Source organism: Paenibacillus sp. FSL H8-0282 (assembly GCF_037963825.1).
In the GTDB taxonomy this organism is placed as follows: domain Bacteria; phylum Bacillota; class Bacilli; order Paenibacillales; family Paenibacillaceae; genus Paenibacillus_AQ; species Paenibacillus_AQ odorifer.
On sequence record NZ_CP150146.1, the window covers coordinates 592,185 to 609,528 of the forward strand.

18 protein-coding genes and 2 riboswitches are annotated in these 17,344 nt (G+C 45.7%); of the genes, 14 read left to right on the plus strand and 4 right to left on the minus strand.

What is annotated here, in order from left to right; translation table 11 throughout:
* Positions 1 to 30: 30 nt before the first annotated feature.
* The 5 genes from ctaD (at position 31) to NST94_RS02620 (ending at position 4,330) form a co-directional block, all read left to right on the plus strand.
* Entirely contained in the window at positions 31 to 1,878 is a 1,848-nt protein-coding gene (gene ctaD / locus NST94_RS02600; protein WP_076185229.1) for a cytochrome c oxidase subunit I, read from the plus strand.
* The gene (locus tag NST94_RS02605) at positions 1,875 to 2,501 is read left to right on the plus strand and encodes a cytochrome (ubi)quinol oxidase subunit III (RefSeq protein ID WP_038568531.1); all 627 of its coding nucleotides are present in this window, start codon (positions 1,875 to 1,877) and stop codon (positions 2,499 to 2,501) included. The genes ctaD and NST94_RS02605 overlap by 4 nt, the downstream gene beginning before the upstream one ends.
* A gap of 5 nt (positions 2,502 to 2,506) precedes the next feature.
* Positions 2,507 to 2,833 carry a cytochrome C oxidase subunit IV family protein gene (locus NST94_RS02610; protein ID WP_036682505.1) on the plus strand — a complete coding sequence of 109 codons (327 nt, stop codon included), beginning with the start codon at positions 2,507 to 2,509 and terminating at the stop codon, positions 2,831 to 2,833.
* 85 nt (positions 2,834 to 2,918) lie between these two features.
* Complete coding sequence (gene ctaG / locus NST94_RS02615) at positions 2,919 to 3,839, plus strand: cytochrome c oxidase assembly factor CtaG (protein ID WP_248549082.1); 921 nt, start codon at positions 2,919 to 2,921, stop codon at positions 3,837 to 3,839.
* Positions 3,840 to 3,865: 26 nt separating this feature from the next.
* Positions 3,866 to 4,330, plus strand: coding sequence for a DUF420 domain-containing protein (locus tag NST94_RS02620; RefSeq protein WP_076124485.1), 465 nt, complete (start codon positions 3,866 to 3,868; stop codon positions 4,328 to 4,330).
* A gap of 387 nt (positions 4,331 to 4,717) precedes the next feature.
* Here NST94_RS02620 and NST94_RS02625 read toward each other — a convergent pair whose 3' ends face one another.
* A complete protein-coding gene (locus NST94_RS02625) occupies positions 4,718 to 4,891 on the minus strand; it encodes a hypothetical protein (RefSeq protein WP_179088739.1) in 174 nt (57 codons plus the stop codon).
* A gap of 363 nt (positions 4,892 to 5,254) precedes the next feature.
* Between NST94_RS02625 and NST94_RS02630 the strand changes: the two genes are divergently transcribed.
* The 6 genes from NST94_RS02630 (at position 5,255) to NST94_RS02655 (ending at position 9,791) form a co-directional block, all read left to right on the plus strand.
* The gene (locus NST94_RS02630) at positions 5,255 to 5,983 is read left to right on the plus strand and encodes a hypothetical protein (protein WP_076185183.1); all 729 of its coding nucleotides are present in this window, start codon (positions 5,255 to 5,257) and stop codon (positions 5,981 to 5,983) included.
* Between the two features lie 61 nt (positions 5,984 to 6,044).
* On the plus strand, positions 6,045 to 6,440 hold the full coding sequence (locus NST94_RS02635; RefSeq protein ID WP_076124482.1) for a GntR family transcriptional regulator: 396 nt from the start codon (positions 6,045 to 6,047) through the stop codon (positions 6,438 to 6,440).
* Between the two features lie 18 nt (positions 6,441 to 6,458).
* Positions 6,459 to 7,388 (plus strand): ABC transporter ATP-binding protein, encoded by a 930-nt coding sequence (locus NST94_RS02640; RefSeq protein WP_076124480.1) that lies wholly within the window; start codon positions 6,459 to 6,461, stop codon positions 7,386 to 7,388.
* 4 nt (positions 7,389 to 7,392) lie between these two features.
* Positions 7,393 to 8,295, plus strand: coding sequence for an ATP-binding cassette domain-containing protein (locus NST94_RS02645; RefSeq protein WP_036676693.1), 903 nt, complete (start codon positions 7,393 to 7,395; stop codon positions 8,293 to 8,295).
* Positions 8,288 to 9,568, plus strand: a complete 1,281-nt coding sequence (locus NST94_RS02650) for an ABC transporter permease (RefSeq protein WP_076124479.1) — start codon at positions 8,288 to 8,290, stop codon at positions 9,566 to 9,568. Before NST94_RS02645 ends, NST94_RS02650 begins: the two co-directional genes overlap by 8 nt.
* A 31-nt stretch (positions 9,569 to 9,599) precedes the next feature.
* Positions 9,600 to 9,791, plus strand: a complete 192-nt coding sequence (locus tag NST94_RS02655; protein ID WP_339246181.1) for a hypothetical protein — start codon at positions 9,600 to 9,602, stop codon at positions 9,789 to 9,791.
* A gap of 464 nt (positions 9,792 to 10,255) precedes the next feature.
* On the opposite strand, the gene NST94_RS02660 is transcribed toward NST94_RS02655, so the two are convergent.
* From NST94_RS02660 to NST94_RS02670, 3 genes are all read right to left on the minus strand, one after another.
* Complete coding sequence (locus NST94_RS02660) at positions 10,256 to 10,615, minus strand: hypothetical protein (RefSeq protein WP_339281620.1); 360 nt, start codon at positions 10,613 to 10,615, stop codon at positions 10,256 to 10,258.
* 134 nt (positions 10,616 to 10,749) lie between these two features.
* Positions 10,750 to 11,271, minus strand: a complete 522-nt coding sequence (locus NST94_RS02665; RefSeq protein WP_076302352.1) for a hypothetical protein — start codon at positions 11,269 to 11,271, stop codon at positions 10,750 to 10,752.
* Between the two features lie 14 nt (positions 11,272 to 11,285).
* Entirely contained in the window at positions 11,286 to 11,840 is a 555-nt protein-coding gene (locus NST94_RS02670; protein WP_076124474.1) for a hypothetical protein, read from the minus strand.
* Between the two features lie 68 nt (positions 11,841 to 11,908).
* Positions 11,909 to 12,073, minus strand: a riboswitch (cyclic di-AMP (ydaO/yuaA leader).
* 419 nt (positions 12,074 to 12,492) lie between these two features.
* A riboswitch (cyclic di-AMP (ydaO/yuaA leader) is annotated at positions 12,493 to 12,682 on the plus strand.
* Between the two features lie 251 nt (positions 12,683 to 12,933).
* Here NST94_RS02670 and NST94_RS02675 point away from each other — a divergent pair.
* The 3 genes from NST94_RS02675 (at position 12,934) to kdpB (ending at position 17,293) form a co-directional block, all read left to right on the plus strand.
* Positions 12,934 to 13,350, plus strand: coding sequence for a hypothetical protein (locus NST94_RS02675; protein ID WP_076124472.1), 417 nt, complete (start codon positions 12,934 to 12,936; stop codon positions 13,348 to 13,350).
* A gap of 216 nt (positions 13,351 to 13,566) precedes the next feature.
* Positions 13,567 to 15,243 carry a potassium-transporting ATPase subunit KdpA gene (kdpA, locus tag NST94_RS02680; RefSeq protein ID WP_076302353.1) on the plus strand — a complete coding sequence of 559 codons (1,677 nt, stop codon included), beginning with the start codon at positions 13,567 to 13,569 and terminating at the stop codon, positions 15,241 to 15,243.
* A gap of 16 nt (positions 15,244 to 15,259) precedes the next feature.
* Positions 15,260 to 17,293, plus strand: coding sequence for a potassium-transporting ATPase subunit KdpB (gene kdpB / locus NST94_RS02685; protein ID WP_076124469.1), 2,034 nt, complete (start codon positions 15,260 to 15,262; stop codon positions 17,291 to 17,293).
* The last annotated feature ends 51 nt before the right edge of the window (positions 17,294 to 17,344 follow it).

Consider the following 17,344-nt stretch of genomic DNA (forward strand, 5'->3'; position numbering starts at 1 on the left):
GGCCACAGTGTGAAGCGCCATACAGGACTTATGGATTGGCTAACAACCGTCGATCACAAAAAAATCGCGATTTTGTACCTATGGGCCGGAGGATTATTTTTTGGCATCGGGGGAATTGAAGCGCTTCTGATTCGTTGGCAGCTCATCAAGCCGATGAATAACTTTTTGGATGCACAAACGTTTAATGAACTCATAACCATGCATGGTACGACGATGATCTTCCTCGGCGTCATGCCAGTCATCTTCGCACTCATGAATGCCGTCATTCCGCTACAGATCGGTGCACGTGACGTAGCCTTTCCTTTTCTAAATGCACTTGGTTTCTGGACCTTCCTGTTCGGCGGGATTCTACTGAATCTTAGCTGGGTTATGGGTGGTGCTCCTGATGCCGGGTGGACCGCCTACACCCCACTATCTACGAGTACATACAGCACTACACACGGTGTAGACTTCTATACGATCGGCTTGCAAATTGCCGGATTAGGGACCCTCATCGGGGGGATTAACTTTCTAGCCACGATCATTACGATGCGTGCGCCGGGAATGACCTATATGCGGATGCCGATGTTCGCCTGGACCACATTTATCACTTCTGCCATTATTTTATTTGCTTTTCCAGCAATAACGGTAGGTTTAGTACTGCTGACATTCGACCGGATTCTAGGAGCCAATTTCTTCGAAGTCGGAGCCGGAGGAAGTCCAGTGCTATGGCAGCATATCTTCTGGATATTTGGTCACCCGGAAGTGTACATTCTCATTCTGCCTGCCTTCGGGATTATTTCCGAGGTCATCCCAACCTTTTCGCGTAAAAGACTGTTCGGATATAGCTCCATGGTGTTTGCAACCATCTTGATCGCCTTTTTAGGTTTTATGGTTTGGGCTCACCACATGTTCACAACTGGACTTGGACCTGTAGCTAACGCGTTGTTTTCCGTATCAACGATGTTAATTGCGGTTCCGACCGGGATTAAAATTTTTAACTGGTTGTTCACGATGTGGGGCGGGCAAGTACGTTTCACAACCCCTAACCTGTTCGCTGTAGGATTTATTCCTACTTTCACTATGGGGGGAGTAACTGGAGTGATGCTGGCGTCCGCACCTGCTGACTTTCAGTTCCATGATACGTATTTTGTTGTAGCGCATTTCCACTATGTTATTGTAGGTGGCTTGGTGCTTGGCCTGTTCGCAGGTCTGCACTACTGGTGGCCCAAAATGTTCGGAAGGATGCTGAGTGAGACGCTGGGCAAGTGGACTTTCTGGACGTTTATCATCGGATTCCATCTGACCTTTTTTGTACAGCATTTCCTTGGGCTTATGGGGATGCAGCGCCGCGTATTTACTTATTTACCAAATCAGCAATTTGATTTGCTAAATCTAGTCAGTACCATTGGTGCAGGACTAATGGGCGTCGGTATGATTATTTTCTTGGTGAACATCTTCCTGACTTCCAGAAAACCAGCGGATGCAGGCAATGATCCGTGGGAGGATGGACGTACATTGGAATGGACCATTCCTTCACCGCCGCCAGAATATAACTTCAAGCAAACACCTCTTATTCGGGGGATTGATGCCTTCTGGAAAGAAAAAGTAGCAGGGAATAAAGGCATGACACCAGCAGAGCCGGTGGGCTCAATTCATATGCCGTCGGCAACGATTTTACCGTTTACGATGTCTGTCGGAATTTTTATCGCTGGGCTTGGCTTTATGTTTAGCCGTGATGAATTCGGCAATGCTTTTATGAGCTTCCTGTTTAATAATTATATCGTTACAGCCATCGGTCTTATTATTACATTTGGATCCATGCTGATGCGTTCGCTGTATGATGATCACGGATGGCATATTGAACCTGAAGAGCTGGAAGGAAGTGAGCGGACATGACAACGGCACATGCAGAAGCTTCTAAGGATACCTTTCCGCACGAGCCGGAAAAAGCTACGCTCGAAGGACGCAACAAGGTTCTTGCCTTTTGGTTGTTTCTAGGCGGCGAAGCGGTATTGTTCGGCACGTTGTTCGCTACTTTCCTCGCACTGCGTAATCAGACGAATGAGGGGCCTTCGGCGAATGAACTGTTTCATCTGCCGCTTGTAGCCGCTGCAACATTCATCCTGCTGGTAAGCAGTCTGACGAGTGTATTCGCTATTCAAGCAATGCACAGAAATCGGCCGGCACTGCTACGGAATTGGCTTTTAGTTACTGTAGGTTTAGGTTTAGGTTTCCTGGTTTTGGAGATCTATGAGTTTACTCAATATGTAAGACACGAAGAATTCGGAATGACCACAAGTGCATTCAGCTCGGCATTCTACACACTGGTAGGATTTCATGGTGCGCACGTAGCCTTCGGGATCGCTTGGATCTCCATCTTGATCGGGCAGCTCGCCCGCAAGGGGTTAACGGTTGTTACTGCACCAAAAGTGTATGTGTCAGCCATGTACTGGCATTTTATCGATGTAGTATGGGTCTTCATCTTTACGGTTGTATACCTACTCGGAAAGGTGGGCTAGGCACTATGACGACGGATCAGCATATGCCAGATAGCGGCGGGTATAAGCAACGTCATCGGCATGAAGGACCACAGAAACATATTGTTGTCTTTATTTTCTCCATTGTCTTAACATTGATTGCTTTCGCTGCTGTTGCGGCTGGGGGCGTAAATGCAACCTTTGCGATTATTTTGCTGCTGGTAATGGCTGTTCTTCAGGTCATTGTGCAGATGGGCTTCTGGATGCATCTAAAAGATAAAGGGCATCTTCTGCCGATTCTCTTCATGCTGGGCGGCTTCTTTATCGCTGGGACCTGTATTGTTATGTCGCTGTATTGGGTTTGGTGGAATTAACGGACGATAATGAAAGAGGTGGGCTGCGATGCCCCCTCTTTTTGATGTTTAGATATATGAATTCCTGCGCTAGGAGGTTGGGATTATGCTGGGATTAGAATACTTTAACTTTGCTGAACTATGGAGTCCGCTTTTTCTAGCGGTAATGCTGCTGCTGACAGCAGGTTATTTTGTGTGGATTGGTCCGATTGCTGGGCGTTATGCCGATTCATTACCGGTGCCATTTTGGCGTAGAGCGTTATTTGTCTGTGGGATGCTTGCCCTTTACCTGGCACAAGGAGGACCCATTAGCCTTTTAGGGCATATGATGTTTTCCTTCCACATGGTCAGTATGGCCTTGTCTTATCTGGTAGCGGTGCCGCTGATTATGCTTGGAATTCCAGATTTTATCTGGCGCAGGATACTAAAGGTGAATCCGCTTCGGCGGTTATCTTTTTTAGCTCATCCGGTAGTAGCTGCTCTATTGTTTAACGGACTTTTTTCCTTGTACCATATTCCTGTTATTCATGATTATGTGATGCTGCATTTTACTGTTCATCGTATTTATTACATTGTTTTGTTCCTGACCTCTGCTTTAATGTGGTGGACACTGATTAATCCGCTGCCGGAACATCGTATGGCGAGTGGGCTTGGGAAGATTGGATTTATTTTTCTGAACATGGTATTGCTGACGCCGGCTTGCGGGCTGATTATATTTGCCGATCATCCGCTCTACGCCACTTACAGTGATCCAGAGACTTGGGCGCGTGCTATGGGCTATTGTATCTCGGGAGACCCCTCTGTTTTACTTCAGAATTTTGGAGGTCCTGCATTCTTTGAAGTGATGTCGCCGAAGGTGGATCAACAGGTGGGAGGCATCGCGATGAAGTTCATTCAGGAATTTATTTTTGCCTCTATGCTTGCTTATGTGTTCTATCATTGGTATAAAAAAGAGAACGGACAAGACGACGATGAATTGTCGACGCCATCCTCAACACTTCAGGAGAGCAACTTGAACCGTGCATAACTGGTAGACTGCCGAGGGGGAGAATCATGGATATTTTCACAGTGTTTCCGACTATTAGTACGTCATTCATCGTGATCAGCGCGGTGCTGGTGGCTATAGGTTGGTGGCTCATTATCAAGGGCAAACGCGAGGCGCATAAGAAAACGATGATTGCTGCCGCTATCGCTGCGCTGCTGTTTTTTATTGTTTACGTATCGAGAACGTTGTTTGTGGGAAATACCTCATGGGGTGGACCGGATGAACTGAAGACAATTTATCAAGTGTTTTTGATCTTCCATATCGTTCTGGCAACCGTAGCTGCGGTATTCGGACTTACTACGTTAACACTTGGTTTCAAGGCGAAGTATTCCAAGCACCGTAAGTGGGGCAGAGTGACATCCATAATCTGGTTTATCACAGCGATTACAGGCGTTATGGTGTACGTGCTGTTGTATGTTTTGTATCCAGGTGGACACACCAAGCCGGTGTGGGAAGTTATTTTGGGTGCGTAAAATAAGTGCTTGAATAGAGCACAGAGTTTAGTGCGTTGAGCGAATGAACAGCACTAGAGTAGCAGAACCGTAAATAGTTATGAAATAAGCCTATATATCCGCATGTTCCTGAGTAGGGATTGCGGGTGATGGGCTTATTTTGGTTTGTAGAGCTTCGGGATCTGTCCTGAAATTGAACGAAGTTAGCTCGAAAAAGACGCAATTAGGGAAAACCTCCCTGATAATGCACGAAATTAGCTAAAAAAGGCCATAATTAGGGAAATCCTCCCTGAAAGTGAATGGAATTAATCCAATAACAGCGTAATAGCTGAAATTTTGGGGAGTTTTTCCCTAAAAACTAATAATCTAAGCTCGGTTGGGCAGATTTTAGGGAGTGTTTCCCTAATGTTAATCCGCTCGGCAGTCGCCCATATCCCATACCTGAAACTGCACTAGCAGCCGAAACGGTATCCCACACCCGAAACCTGAACCAGTCAGCAGCCGAATCAGCACCCCGCCCCCGATACCGCACCATCCGCCATACCCGCCTCCCTCAACACACATCACACCAACACGTTGCATAGAAGCAGAGAGTGAGCTCCTACTACTTCATTTCCAGAATGAATTATCTAATAAACTCAATTATCCCAGTTACATTCGCCCCGTAGCATTCTGCCTCAATTCCCCCTCAATTCCCCCTCAATTCCCCCTCATTGTAGTTAATCTCAATTAATAAGCGTTACCTAACGTCTGAGAGTGTCTTCATAAGCTTGAAGTATGAGGTTGCCCAAACCTCCTATTTCTTTAGAATAATTTCCAGTTACAGGATTGACAATGAAAAACCAAGGTCATATACTGTGTATATAGATATATACAGTAAGCACAGGGATATGAACACCTGCTTCTGCTAGACGCTGAAGACATTGTAAAGCGAGGTTAGCATTAATGAGAACATTAAAAGATTCATGGTTTATGTTGCGCTCTGATTTTCGCGGAGACAAATTAAAAATATTAGGGACCCTCGTGATAACAGTTGTTTTTATGAGTTATCTTGGTGGACTGACTAGCCTGATAGCAAATGATGTACTAGGTGAGCAGGATCGGACGATGCTAGCGGATTTCTTATTTCTTTCCTTTATCCCCTTATTGGGATTAACATTCTCTCGCCGTTCCATGAAATATTGGAGTGAAGACTCATACACAAAAATGTTGGTTTACTTACGAACTTTACCGATTCCAGCTTCAGTAATATTATTGCGGAGAAAACTTCAGGGTGTGATCTCCTTTACTCTAAATGGCACGTTATTCTTCGGTATTATTTACTTGTTAGGAGAGAATTTTCGGGCAGAGCTGGCGGTTCCATCGTATATAGCTTTTGCGATTACTTGGCTCGGCTTCGGATTCATGGTCTCAGGTCTATATATTTTTATTGAATATCTTTTTAGCGGCAAAGCTTATCTATGGCTAACATTGCTTATCGTAGTTTTATCGTGGGCAACATCGTTCCTAGTTACACTGGGCGGAGGCAGTTTGTTCTTATACAGTATCTCCTATTCTAAGGAGTGGGGGCTGTTATCTCCGATCATGTGGGGGTCACTTCTGCTGGGAACAATATCTGTGCAGTTATTCTCTAAATGGACTATACATCGGCTGAAAAGTCGCAATCTCATATAAAAAATCGGAAATGGCAAGGACTGCGCTCTAGCACGCTAGAGTGGAAGGCGAGGTGTAAATAATGTGGATACCGGTACAAATCAACGAAAATAGTGCAGAGCCCCTCTATCATCAAATAGAGACTCAGCTTAGATCATTAATCATTAGCGGAGTCATTACAGAAGGTACGCTGCTGCCCTCGATTCGTGAGTTCGCAGGAGATCTGAAATGCAGTGTAATTACCGTGCGGCGGGTATATCAGGATCTGGAGAACGAAGGTTTGCTGCGAACGCGACAAGGAACGGGTACCTTTGTATCCCATGTAGGTGACGGAGCCATGGAAGAATATAAACGTGAAACGGTTGGCAAAGCACTTGAAAGTGCAGTGGATATCGCCCGATCGGTACATTGCAGCAAGGATGAACTTGAACAGATTTTTATGGAGATTGTAGAACGCAAGTATAGAGAAAAGGATTGAGAGGGGGCGCTTACTCATATGGTACAGATGGCTATAGAATTGCGGAATGTACTTAAACGGCGGCGAAACAAGACGATAGGGCCACTGACCCTGAATCTGCCTAAAGGATATATTACAGCTTTGGTAGGTCAGAATGGATCCGGCAAAAGCACGCTGCTGAATCTGCTGATGCAGCTGACTAATCCAGAGGAAGGCGAGATATATTGGTTCGAGAACAGGTATGATAGCGGGTTGTCTCTGGAGCTTCGCCAGACCATTGCCTATGTTCCTGAAACGTCAATTACTGAGGAGAACCACTGGAATGCAGAGGAGGCAGCACGATTTCGGAAGTATTGGTATCCAAATTGGGACGATCAGTATTTTCACGAGCTGATGGATCGCTTTGAGGTTCCGTATCATATGAGACTTTCGAAGATGTCTAAAGGGGAGCGCCGGAAATTCGAAATTGCTGCAGCACTTGCGGCACGGCCAAGTCTGCTGCTATTGGATGAACCTTCATCGGGTCTTGATCCTTTTGCCTGGAAGATTATGATCGAGACACTTCGTAAATATATGGATGAGCACAACGCAACGATTATCATCTCCACACACATTGTGGATGAGGTGCGGCGGCTGGCGGATTATATCGTCCTTATGCATCGGGGAGAACTGCTGGGTATGGCTGAAAAAGACAGTCTGTTCGGTGCTTGGACCGAGGTTTGGGTGAATGCTGCGGATGAAGAGGAGCTTGCGGAGTTATCGGCTGAGTTGCCAGGAGGCTTGCACTTTACCATGGATACACCGGGTGTAGCTTCTTTTATCATAGAACAATTTTCTGAAAACGAGAAACGCATTCATGACTTGGGCGTAAAGGTTATCAAGAGCCGCAGTTTGGAACTGGACGAAATATTAAGTTTATGGACACAGGGTCATCGTCCTATTCTAATTGACCACAAGAGAGGGGACTAGAGAAATGGAAGCCTTAAAGCTGGAAAGTGTAGTTAAGCAATATGGAGAAAAAACCGCAGTAAACGGAATTAACCTAACCGTAGGTAAAGGGGAAATTTACGGATTACTGGGGGCGAACGGCGCGGGGAAAACAACCACGATGCGTATGGTGCTCGGCCTAATCTACCCTGATGAAGGCAAGATTTTGTATAACGGAAAACCTTTCAACAGTGAACTGCAGCAACTTATGGGTTATCTGCCCGAAGAACGTGGACTATATCCTAAGGTGAAGATCAGCGATCAAATCGTTTACTTGGCCCGCCTGCGTGGGATGTCAGCTAGTGATGCAGATAAGAGCTTGCGCTATTGGCTGGATCGATTCGAGGTTCCGGATTATTACAATAAAAAAATAGAAGAGCTTTCCAAAGGAAATCAGCAAAAAATGGGCTTTATCGCCGCTGTCGTTCATAAGCCGCAGATTCTGATTCTAGATGAAGCTTTCAGCGGGCTGGATCCAGTAAACGTGGAGCTGCTGAAAGATACGGTCAAAGAATTACGTGATTCGGGAACAAGTATCCTCTTCTCTACGCACCGGATGGAGCATGTGGAAGAGCTATGCCGTAACATTACGATTCTCGATCGATCCAATACGGTCGTTCAAGGGGATATCCGCACGATCAAGAATGGCTACCCGCGGGAAGAAGTATTGCTGCGTACAGCTAATGAGGTAAAAGGTTTGGAGTCCATCGCAGGTGTTACAGCAGTTAAACGGCTGGAGCGTGGGTATCTGTTATCGATCAGTGAGATCGGTGCAGCACAGCGTATTTTACAGCAGGCGATAGCACAGGGTGAAGTGGAGCATTTTGAAATCAAGGAACCTACGTTAAACCAAATCTTTATCAGAGCGGTGGGTGAATCTAATGAATAAGATGGGGACAATTATCGGCTTTACCTTTAAAAATAAAGTTAGAACGAAATCATTTATGATTACTACTTTGATTCTAGTATTATTGCTCAGCATAGGGATGAATCTTCCCTATATCATCGATCAGTTTAAGGGTGATTCGGCCAAAAGTGAAGTTACTCAAATTGCTGTGATTGCTGAAGAGGGAAATCAGGTTGCAGAATTGTTGAAGGCTTATACTGCGCCAGAGGGCATGCCACAGGCTAAGATAGTACAATATGCTTCTGCGGAGGATGCCGAGTTAAAGAAAGCATTAGATGAAGAGACCGTAGAAGGTTATGTTACTTTTGCGGAACCTACTGGTGAAGGGCTTCCACCCGTTACTTATCATAGTAATGATGGGGAACTAAACGGAGATGTGCAAGTTTATCTCCAAAATGCACTTCAGCAAGCAAACACACAATTCATCGTTGGCGACAAGCTGACCTCTGAACAGATTGCTGCAATGTCAACGCCTGTGCAGATTACTACACAACAGCTTAACGCAGGCGGTGGCAGTGAAAGCTCTCAGGAGGACACTCCAGCCATTAACTACATTATCGTATATGCCATGCTTATGTTGTTCTTTATGTCCATTATGATGACAGGCAACATGATTGCCGCAGAGATAACTTCTGAGAAAAGCTCGCGGATTATGGAGATTCTGATTACAAGTGCCTCACCTTTAGCGCAAATGTTCGGTAAAGTTATCGGTGTTTTCCTAGTAGGAATATTGCAAATTGGGATCTTTGTCGCAGCGATCGTCGTCAATTTGACGCTCCCACATAATGCGACTGTATTGGCTGATTTTGATCTCGATTTAGGCCAGCTCAATATTAACTTGCTGCTCTATGGATTTGTCTTGTACGTATTAGGTTACTTCCTCTATGCCTTGATGTATGCGGCTGTAGGTTCGATTGTCAGCCGTACGGAGGATCTCGGTCAGGCGGTAATGCCAATCATGATGTTAGGCTTCGTAGCGTTCTATGTTCCACTGTTCAGTATCTCCAATGCAGATACTCTAGTGGTTAAGATAGCGAGTTATGTGCCTTTCACCTCACCATTGACGATGCTGCTCCGAATTGGTGTCGGCGAGGTGGCGATCTGGCAAGTCATTGTATCGCTGCTGATCCTGCTTGTGACTACCTTCATCTTCGGATGGCTGGCAGCCAAGATCTATCGTACCGGCGTACTGATGTACGGCAAACGCCCAAGTATTAAAGAAATCAGAAAAGCAATGAAAGCTTACAAGATCTAAGAAGACCTCATATAACTTTTAAGGAGTGCTAATGATGTCTACAAGCGAACAATATAACATTATGCTTTTAATGAGTTCTGTATCGCTGGCTACGGTTAGTAGAATGCTTCCGGATGGCTCCACTTTTATGGATTTCGTTCAAGGCGTATTGACTGGTGTTGCTATAGTGGGGATGTTGGCAGGATTGTGGATGTACGGTAAGGCGCGTAAGAGTAAAGTGTAATAGTAGGAACTGAATTTTCGGGGGTATCCTAACAGCCATTTATGGTTGTTGGGATATCCCCGTTTTTGAGTTGGCAATCTCTTTGTATACGAGCTGATATAGCTAACGGACCCAGCAGCACTTAAATGCAACAATCATCGAGATTTAGCAAGATATCGGACACTATAGTCGCTATTGGCATGAAAAATGGTGAATTAGTAGCTCTTTTAACCAAATAGTTGCACTGGAGTCCGATACTATGCTCAAAAGGCGATAAACGTGCAAGTAACGTCATCTGGGTCCGTAAGCCTTGTCTTGGTGGAAGATGATTAGGGCTTGCTTTAAGACGATCCAAGACGCTCATCGCTCGAGATTTTTACTGGAGTCCGAACGCCGGCCATATTTGTGGAAAAGCTTCAATTAAAGGCTCCTGAGTCCGTTAGATGCTTCATGCGCTCAAAGATCGTTTGAATTCTAGTCAGAGACTAAATTATAGAAAGATTTGCGCTCGTTAGTACATCCGCTTGGGCGGTCATCTGCTCCCGTAGAGCTCTAAGCTGTGTTTTCAGTGCGGGAACACTTTTTTGCAGAATAATGCTTATTTGAGAAAGAGGCAGCTTTAGGCCGTACCACATGACCTTCACAAGCTGTTCCTCCCAAGGTAATGCCTTAGCCGATAGAAGGGAGCGCCGGGCAAAAGAATCAGCACACTGGTGAATACAAGTGCGGTAAGCGTGGATAGAGAATAACTGAGGATCGAATTCATCCTGACGATATATTTTATGAAGCTCTGTGAAGGTGCGTATAGTAACCTTGTCCGCCTCATTAGATTGTTCTAACAACATGGAACTAAGTACGTAGACTTCATTAGTATACTTTTGGACACACTCTGCAAATTTAGTACTGTAGGTGGACTCGGGAGGTAAGGGGTCAGGCATGGTGAAACACGATCCTTTCAGAATGAGAGATTTGCTTGAATCTATAATATAGAAAAGTAAGAGATTGATTTATTGATGAGATCAGCGGTGTCTGGTTCCGGGCAACTGTGTTTCTGCTGGGAGGTACTGGATAAAGCTTTGGAAGGTTTGTAGTAGAGCCGTTCACTTCTGGAATTGCTCCCCCCTGCTGCAACACTGTACAGACGCCCTTGCTGAATATGCCCTGCCAAGGATTTACCCTGGAGCTTGGCCTTTAAATCCTGCAAAGCACCCTGAACTAGCTCAAGCTTAACCTGCTCCCAATCTGAACCTTCGCGGCGGACCTTATCCAGCGCTTCCTCAAGACGGCAATGACAGATAGCCCGTAAAAAAGAACTCCATTTAATGAGATCGAAATTTTTGGTGTTGGCAGAGATCAGACAAGCCCCCCAGCTGCAGCCTCCCTTACAGGTGAGTTTTAGAATACCATAACGGCAGCCTTCAGCCCCTTCCATTCCATAGTGGATAGGCTCGGGTTCATCCAATACAAATACTTCAATGCGGGATAGTCTGCGCTGGTCCATAGTAGGGTTCCTCCTTAGATTTCCAAAAGCTTTAAGTCTACATGATGAGTGACACTAGCCTTTTCTACACAAGCGAGCATTTCCATTTTATTCTCACAGACTGCGGTATGCTCTAGCCATAGTCGGAACTTCTCTTTCCGTATAACAGATAGATGTAAGGGAAAGGTGCTGCGGGATCTCAAGACATACCAACCGGCGCTTACATCTTTCCAAGGCTCCTTGAAGGCTGTAAACCACGGGAGTTTTTGGTGTGATGACCAATCCTGCTGCTGCTGTTGTTCTCGAATTTTTTTATATATCTCATATACAATCTTAGAGTCTAAACAGTCTTTACAAGAAGAAGGTGTGCTGAACTGGCGAAGGGCTTGGATCTGGTTCTGGCCAAATGCATAGCCTACAATGTACCTGTGATTATGTTCTTCGAACCACAAGGCCCCGAAACAAACGTAATTTAGACTTATCGGCTCAAGCAGCCCTTGATGTATCCCTAAATAATAGTGCTTCAAAACATTCACCCCATCCAGCGTGCTATCACCTAATAAGCTCAGGTAACGCAAAAACCGCAGCAAGAGGAGGACCTCTGCTGCGGTTTTGGATTACAGGCAGATATACCTGGGCCAAAGCGTGGCGGATCAAGGGTCTCTCTCTTTACGCTTACGAGGTTAGCTGTCGGATTCGGACGGTGAGAGTCGCCCTACCTATTGAGACTTATGCAGTCTCCTTTGGATTCACCCCAAGTAGGCCAGGTGGCCTGATGGTTCCCCCGTTCCCTGCGAATGCAGGAACTCAGCGTTGATTGTTTTTCATGAATTAGATTCAACCCGAATCATACTCTTTTCAAGATTTTCTGTAAAAAACGGAAAATGTTCTTTTAGAGCAATTTTAACCATATCCTGCCGACTACGACTGAAAAACGAGGTAAATAGGTATTTATGGCGTGTTATCGCGCCTCTTTCTCGCTCAGCCTCAGCTTCTTGCGTTTCTACCTATAATGGGAATTTGCAGTATTTTCGCTCTAAAAAGGTGAATAAAATCACATGGGTTATAGATAGCGATTAAACGCTCCAAACTCGAGTAAACAAGAGATATAGAGAGATTAGATATCAAGTAAGCGCTATCTAATGGGAAAATAGTTTTTAATTTGCATTATTTTGGCATCATTCAGGTTTTACAAGTCTTCGTGCATAAGAGTATGATTACTCCTGTTTCAACGACAATCGAATATTTGATCCGCTTAATTTCCGGTAAGGAAAGCGGGGGAACCAACAATCGGCAGCCGATGTGAGAGTCGGAAGCCGATTATGGGGTGAATCCTGTAGAGGGTGTGAGTGAGCTCGCATCTATACAGGTAGGGCGACTCTCACCGCCCGAATCCGACAGCTAACCTCGTAAGCGTATGGAGAGAGGATGAGTGCAATGTGACCGCTAGCGAGCCACAGAGGAGATCCTTTGTGGCTTTTTGCTGTGCTCTTAGAAGCAAAGCATTTATGGAGGCCTCCCCTAAGAGGTCGCTAAATTCATCATTAGCGGTATTTGTAAGGCAGCGTCTAATGACGTGACACAACCGAGCTTTAGGTTGTGCCCGAAAATGACGATAGGTCAACATCCTTTCGGAGATTTTCGTTGCCTCCTTGTTGTAAATGAGCAGGAGGAGAAAAAAAGATGACGGATCAGAATGAATATGTGCTTGTATGTGCGCCTACAAAGGCGGGAGAACATTTCATTAAACTTCTGAAGTTCAGGGGTATTAAGATGGCGGGATTAACCAACAATGTGGCTGAGAAAGCTTTACTTGAGGAGCTCGGGATTGAGCAGGTTATTCTAGTGGATACCCGCCATCAGAGCACTTGGTTTCGCCCATCGTTCCCGGTAGGCAGGGTATATCTGTTTGAGAGCAGCTTTCCGCTTTGCTGCCGCTATATTCAGATGTGCCGTACCTGGACGACACAGCCGATTTTTGTGATTACAAGTTCAATAAATCCTAGATTGGTCTATAAAAGACTTGGTGCGAGCTATGTAATCTATTCCCATAGTGGTGATGCTGATTTTCTAATCGATAGATCACCTCATCAAGGATAATGGAAGGAGTGCGGAAGATATGATGGATCTGTATATGGTGGCTTCGTTAGCTGTAATTTACGGGTTATTTTATGGCTTTATGCGCTGGTGCGCAGGTGTAGTTGAGGATACGGGGAGGGATAAGCTGTGATTCTAGTAATCGCTGTTACCCTACTGTTGTTTATATATCTGGTTTACGCGTTGATTCATCCTGAGAAATTTTAAGGAGGGGCATTCATGGGCATTTTGCAAATAGTCGTCGTAATTGTAATTCTCATCTTGCTGGTCAAGCCGATGGGAACGTATTTATATCATGTATTTTCTAACGAACCGAATCGTACGGATCGCTGGTTTGCAGGCACAGAGAAAGGTATTTATAAGCTGATCGGCCTGAAAAAACGGGACGGAATGTCCTGGAAGAAGTATGCACTCAGCTTTGTTTTAACTAATATCGTACTGGTTGCTTTCAGTTATATTTTTCTAAGATTACAGCGGGGATTGCCGCTGAACCCGAATGGAATTGCCGATATGGAACAGACGCTTTCATTCAATACGGTGATCAGCTTTATGACCAATACGAACCTGCAGCATTATAGCGGGGAGACGGGACTATCGTATTTTTCACAAATGGCAGTCATCACGATGATGATGTTCACGTCTGCAGCGAGCGGATTTTCTGTTGCGGTTGCTTTTGTCAGAGGGATTACAGGACAGAAATCAGTCGGGAACTTTTTCGAGGACTTCGTAAAAGCACATATTCGTGTATTCATTCCATTAGCTCTGCTAGTTTCATTGGTGCTGGTAGGATTGCATGTGCCACAAACGCTCAAGCCATCGCTTGAGGTCACTACACTCGAAGGGCAGACGCAACAAATCGCTATCGGTCCAGTCGCTTCTTTGGAATCAATTAAACACTTAGGTACGAATGGTGGCGGCTTCTTCGGAGCCAATTCAGCGCATCCTTTTGAGAACCCTAATCCACTTACGAACGTTCTGGAGATTCTCTCTATGTGGATGCTGCCAGCCTCTCTGCCATATATGTACGGATTGTTCGCTAAGAACAAACGTCAGGGCTGGGTGATTTTCACAGCAATGATGACCTTGTTCGTACTACTGCTGGGATTGAATTATTATGCGGAAACCAAAGGCAATCCAGCTATCAATGCGCTGGGGATCGAGTCTTCGCAAGGCAGCATGGAAGGTAAAGAGGTACGTTTTGGTATCCCGCAATCTTCGCTGTTCACTTCGGTAACAACGGCAGCTACGACAGGTAGTGTTAACAATATGCATGATACGCTGACACCGCTGGGTGGCATTACCCCTCTGGCCCTAATGATGCTCAACAACGTCTTCGGGGGAAAAGGTGTCGGACTAATCAATATGCTGATGTATGCCATCATGGGTGTCTTCTTATGTGGACTAATGGTTGGCAGAACACCAGAGTTTCTCGGGCGAAAGATAGAAGCCAAGGAGATGAAGCTAATTGCGATTGCTATCCTTGTGCATCCGTTCATTATCCTTGTACCAACAGCAGGTGCGTTCTTAACGGACTTGGGCAACGGTGCCATCACGAATCCCGGATTCCATGGACTTAGCCAAGTGTTATATGAATATGTCTCTTCTGCCGCGAACAATGGTTCAGGATTTGAAGGGCTTGCGGACAACACCACCTTTTGGAATGTTACAACCGGGATCGTAATGCTGCTTGGCCGTTATGTCTCTATAATCGCGATGCTGGCAGTTGCAGGCTCACTGATCCAGAAGAAGCCAGTTCCTGAGACGATTGGCACATTCCGCACAGACAATGGTCTGTTCACCGGAATTCTGATTGGTACCGTTGTAATTATCGGGGCTCTGACGTTTCTGCCAGTCATTGTGCTCGGCCCGATTGCAGAATATTTGACCTTACGGTAGGAAGAGGGAGAACAAGATGAGTACTGTAAAAAGAAAAAAGCTGCTGACGGGACCCATACTCCTAAGCGCTGTAAAGGATAGCTTTATTAAGCTTAACCCGGTGACGTTAATTAAAAATCCGGTCATGTTCGTAGTCGAAATCGGTACGATTATTGTATTGCTTATGGTACTGGCCCCCGGATATTTTAATGCAGAGAAATCGGTAGGCTTCAATATCACAGTGTTGTTCATTCTGCTATTCACAGTGCTGTTTGCCAACTTCGCTGAAGCGCTGGCTGAAGGCCGCGGGAAAGCCCAGGCGGATTCACTCAAGAAAACGAAACAGGATATCACAGCTAACAAACTCGTTGGAGGGTCTGTGAAGACCGTTTCTTCTTCCGAGCTTCGTAAAGGAGATATTGTCATCGTCAGTCAGGGAGAACTTATCCCTGGCGATGGTGAAGTAATTGAAGGGCTGGCCTCCGTAGATGAATCTGCAATTACAGGTGAATCTGCACCTGTTATTAAGGAAGCCGGCGGAGATTTTGGCTCAGTCACAGGCGGCACCCGGGTAGTCAGTGATGAGATTAAAGTCAAAATTACCAGTGATCCCGGTGAGTCATTCCTGGATCGGATGATCTCCCTCGTTGAAGGGGCGAAACGTCAAAAGACACCCAATGAAATTGCACTAAATACACTCTTGATCAGTCTGACGTTGATTTTCCTGATTGTAGTAGTGACCTTGCGGCCAATTGCGACTTATCTGGGCGTTGATCTAGATATTCCTGTTATGATCGCCTTGCTGGTCTGTCTGATCCCGACCACAATCGGGGGACTGCTCTCCGCTATCGGGATAGCAGGGATGGACCGCGTCACACAGTTTAATGTCCTTGCTATGTCAGGGAAGGCCGTTGAAGCTGCCGGCGACATTAATACAATGATTCTAGATAAGACAGGTACGATTACTTTCGGAAACCGGATGGCGAGTGATTTTGTGCCTGTTGGAGATGAAACGGAAGCTGAGCTTACGGCTTGGGCAGCTATTAGTTCGCTAAAGGATGAGACTCCGGAAGGACGTTCGGTTATTGAGCTGGCTAAGAAGCTGGAGCGCAGCTATGACAGCAAACTTGCTGAAGGCGGAGAGTTCGTAGAGTTTAAGGCTGAGACCCGGATGAGTGGTATAGATCTACTTGATGGACGATCTGTTCGTAAAGGGGCAGTCGATTCCGTGAAGAAATGGGTACAGTCGAAGGGCGGAGTCATTCCCGCGAACCTCGACAGTAATTCCGATGCTATCGCTCGGATGGGGGGGACCCCGCTTGCTGTTGCGGTAGACAACCGGATTTATGGACTTATTTACTTAAAGGATACGGTTAAGCCAGGGATGAAAGAGCGGTTTGATGAGCTGCGAAAAATGGGAATCAAGACTATCATGTGTACAGGGGACAATCCGCTGACCGCAGCTACTATTGCCCGTGAAGCAGGGGTAGATGATTTTATTGCAGAGAGTACACCTGAGGATAAAATAGCGGTTATCCGCCGTGAGCAGAACGAAGGCAAGCTGGTGGCAATGACTGGTGATGGTACGAATGACGCACCTGCCCTTGCCCAAGCTGATGTGGGCTTAGCGATGAACAGTGGGACTACAGCCGCTAAGGAAGCAGCAAACATGGTTGATCTGGACTCCGATCCCTCGAAGATCATTGAGGTTGTAGCTATTGGTAAACAGCTACTGATGACGCGGGGCGCGTTGACAACGTTCAGTATTGCGAATGATATCGCTAAATACTTCGCAATTATTCCGGCAATGTTCATGCTCGCCATTCCCGAAATGGAAGCCCTGAATGTCATGGGATTGGGTTCACCTAGCTCGGCAATTATATCTGCATTAATATTTAATGCGATTATTATTCCGCTGCTGATCCCATTGGCTATGAAAGGTGTCTCGTATAAAGCGATGAGTTCTACGAAGCTGCTGGGACGTAATATTTTTATCTATGGTTTAGGTGGAGTAGTCGTTCCTTTTGCGGGCATCAAGCTTATTGATTTGCTCGTAAGTGTATGGATTTAACAACGGATTGACTAATCATTGAAAGGGTGAGAGCATCGTGAATAACAGAAA

Bases quoted from the DNA above. Each gene is read 5' to 3' on its own strand.
- NST94_RS02650 (WP_076124479.1), top strand. From the start codon at position 8,288: ATGAATAAGATGGGGACAATTATCGGCTTTACCTTTAAAAATAAAGTT.
- NST94_RS02605 (WP_038568531.1), top strand. From the start codon at position 1,875: ATGACAACGGCACATGCAGAAGCTTCTAAGGATACCTTTCCGCACGAG.
- NST94_RS02640 (WP_076124480.1), top strand. From the start codon at position 6,459: ATGGTACAGATGGCTATAGAATTGCGGAATGTACTTAAACGGCGGCGA.
- NST94_RS02630 (WP_076185183.1), top strand. From the start codon at position 5,255: ATGAGAACATTAAAAGATTCATGGTTTATGTTGCGCTCTGATTTTCGC.
- NST94_RS02675 (WP_076124472.1), top strand. From the start codon at position 12,934: ATGACGGATCAGAATGAATATGTGCTTGTATGTGCGCCTACAAAGGCG.
- NST94_RS02620 (WP_076124485.1), top strand. From the start codon at position 3,866: ATGGATATTTTCACAGTGTTTCCGACTATTAGTACGTCATTCATCGTG.
- NST94_RS02665 (WP_076302352.1), bottom strand. From the start codon at position 11,271: ATGGACCAGCGCAGACTATCCCGCATTGAAGTATTTGTATTGGATGAA.
- NST94_RS02645 (WP_036676693.1), top strand. From the start codon at position 7,393: ATGGAAGCCTTAAAGCTGGAAAGTGTAGTTAAGCAATATGGAGAAAAA.
- NST94_RS02660 (WP_339281620.1), bottom strand. From the start codon at position 10,615: ATGTTGTTAGAACAATCTAATGAGGCGGACAAGGTTACTATACGCACC.
- kdpB (WP_076124469.1), top strand. From the start codon at position 15,260: ATGAGTACTGTAAAAAGAAAAAAGCTGCTGACGGGACCCATACTCCTA.
- NST94_RS02635 (WP_076124482.1), top strand. From the start codon at position 6,045: ATGTGGATACCGGTACAAATCAACGAAAATAGTGCAGAGCCCCTCTAT.
- ctaG (WP_248549082.1), top strand. From the start codon at position 2,919: ATGCTGGGATTAGAATACTTTAACTTTGCTGAACTATGGAGTCCGCTT.
- kdpA (WP_076302353.1), top strand. From the start codon at position 13,567: ATGGGCATTTTGCAAATAGTCGTCGTAATTGTAATTCTCATCTTGCTG.
- ctaD (WP_076185229.1), top strand. From the start codon at position 31: ATGGATTGGCTAACAACCGTCGATCACAAAAAAATCGCGATTTTGTAC.
- NST94_RS02655 (WP_339246181.1), top strand. From the start codon at position 9,600: ATGATGTCTACAAGCGAACAATATAACATTATGCTTTTAATGAGTTCT.
- NST94_RS02610 (WP_036682505.1), top strand. From the start codon at position 2,507: ATGACGACGGATCAGCATATGCCAGATAGCGGCGGGTATAAGCAACGT.
- NST94_RS02625 (WP_179088739.1), bottom strand. From the start codon at position 4,891: ATGCAACGTGTTGGTGTGATGTGTGTTGAGGGAGGCGGGTATGGCGGA.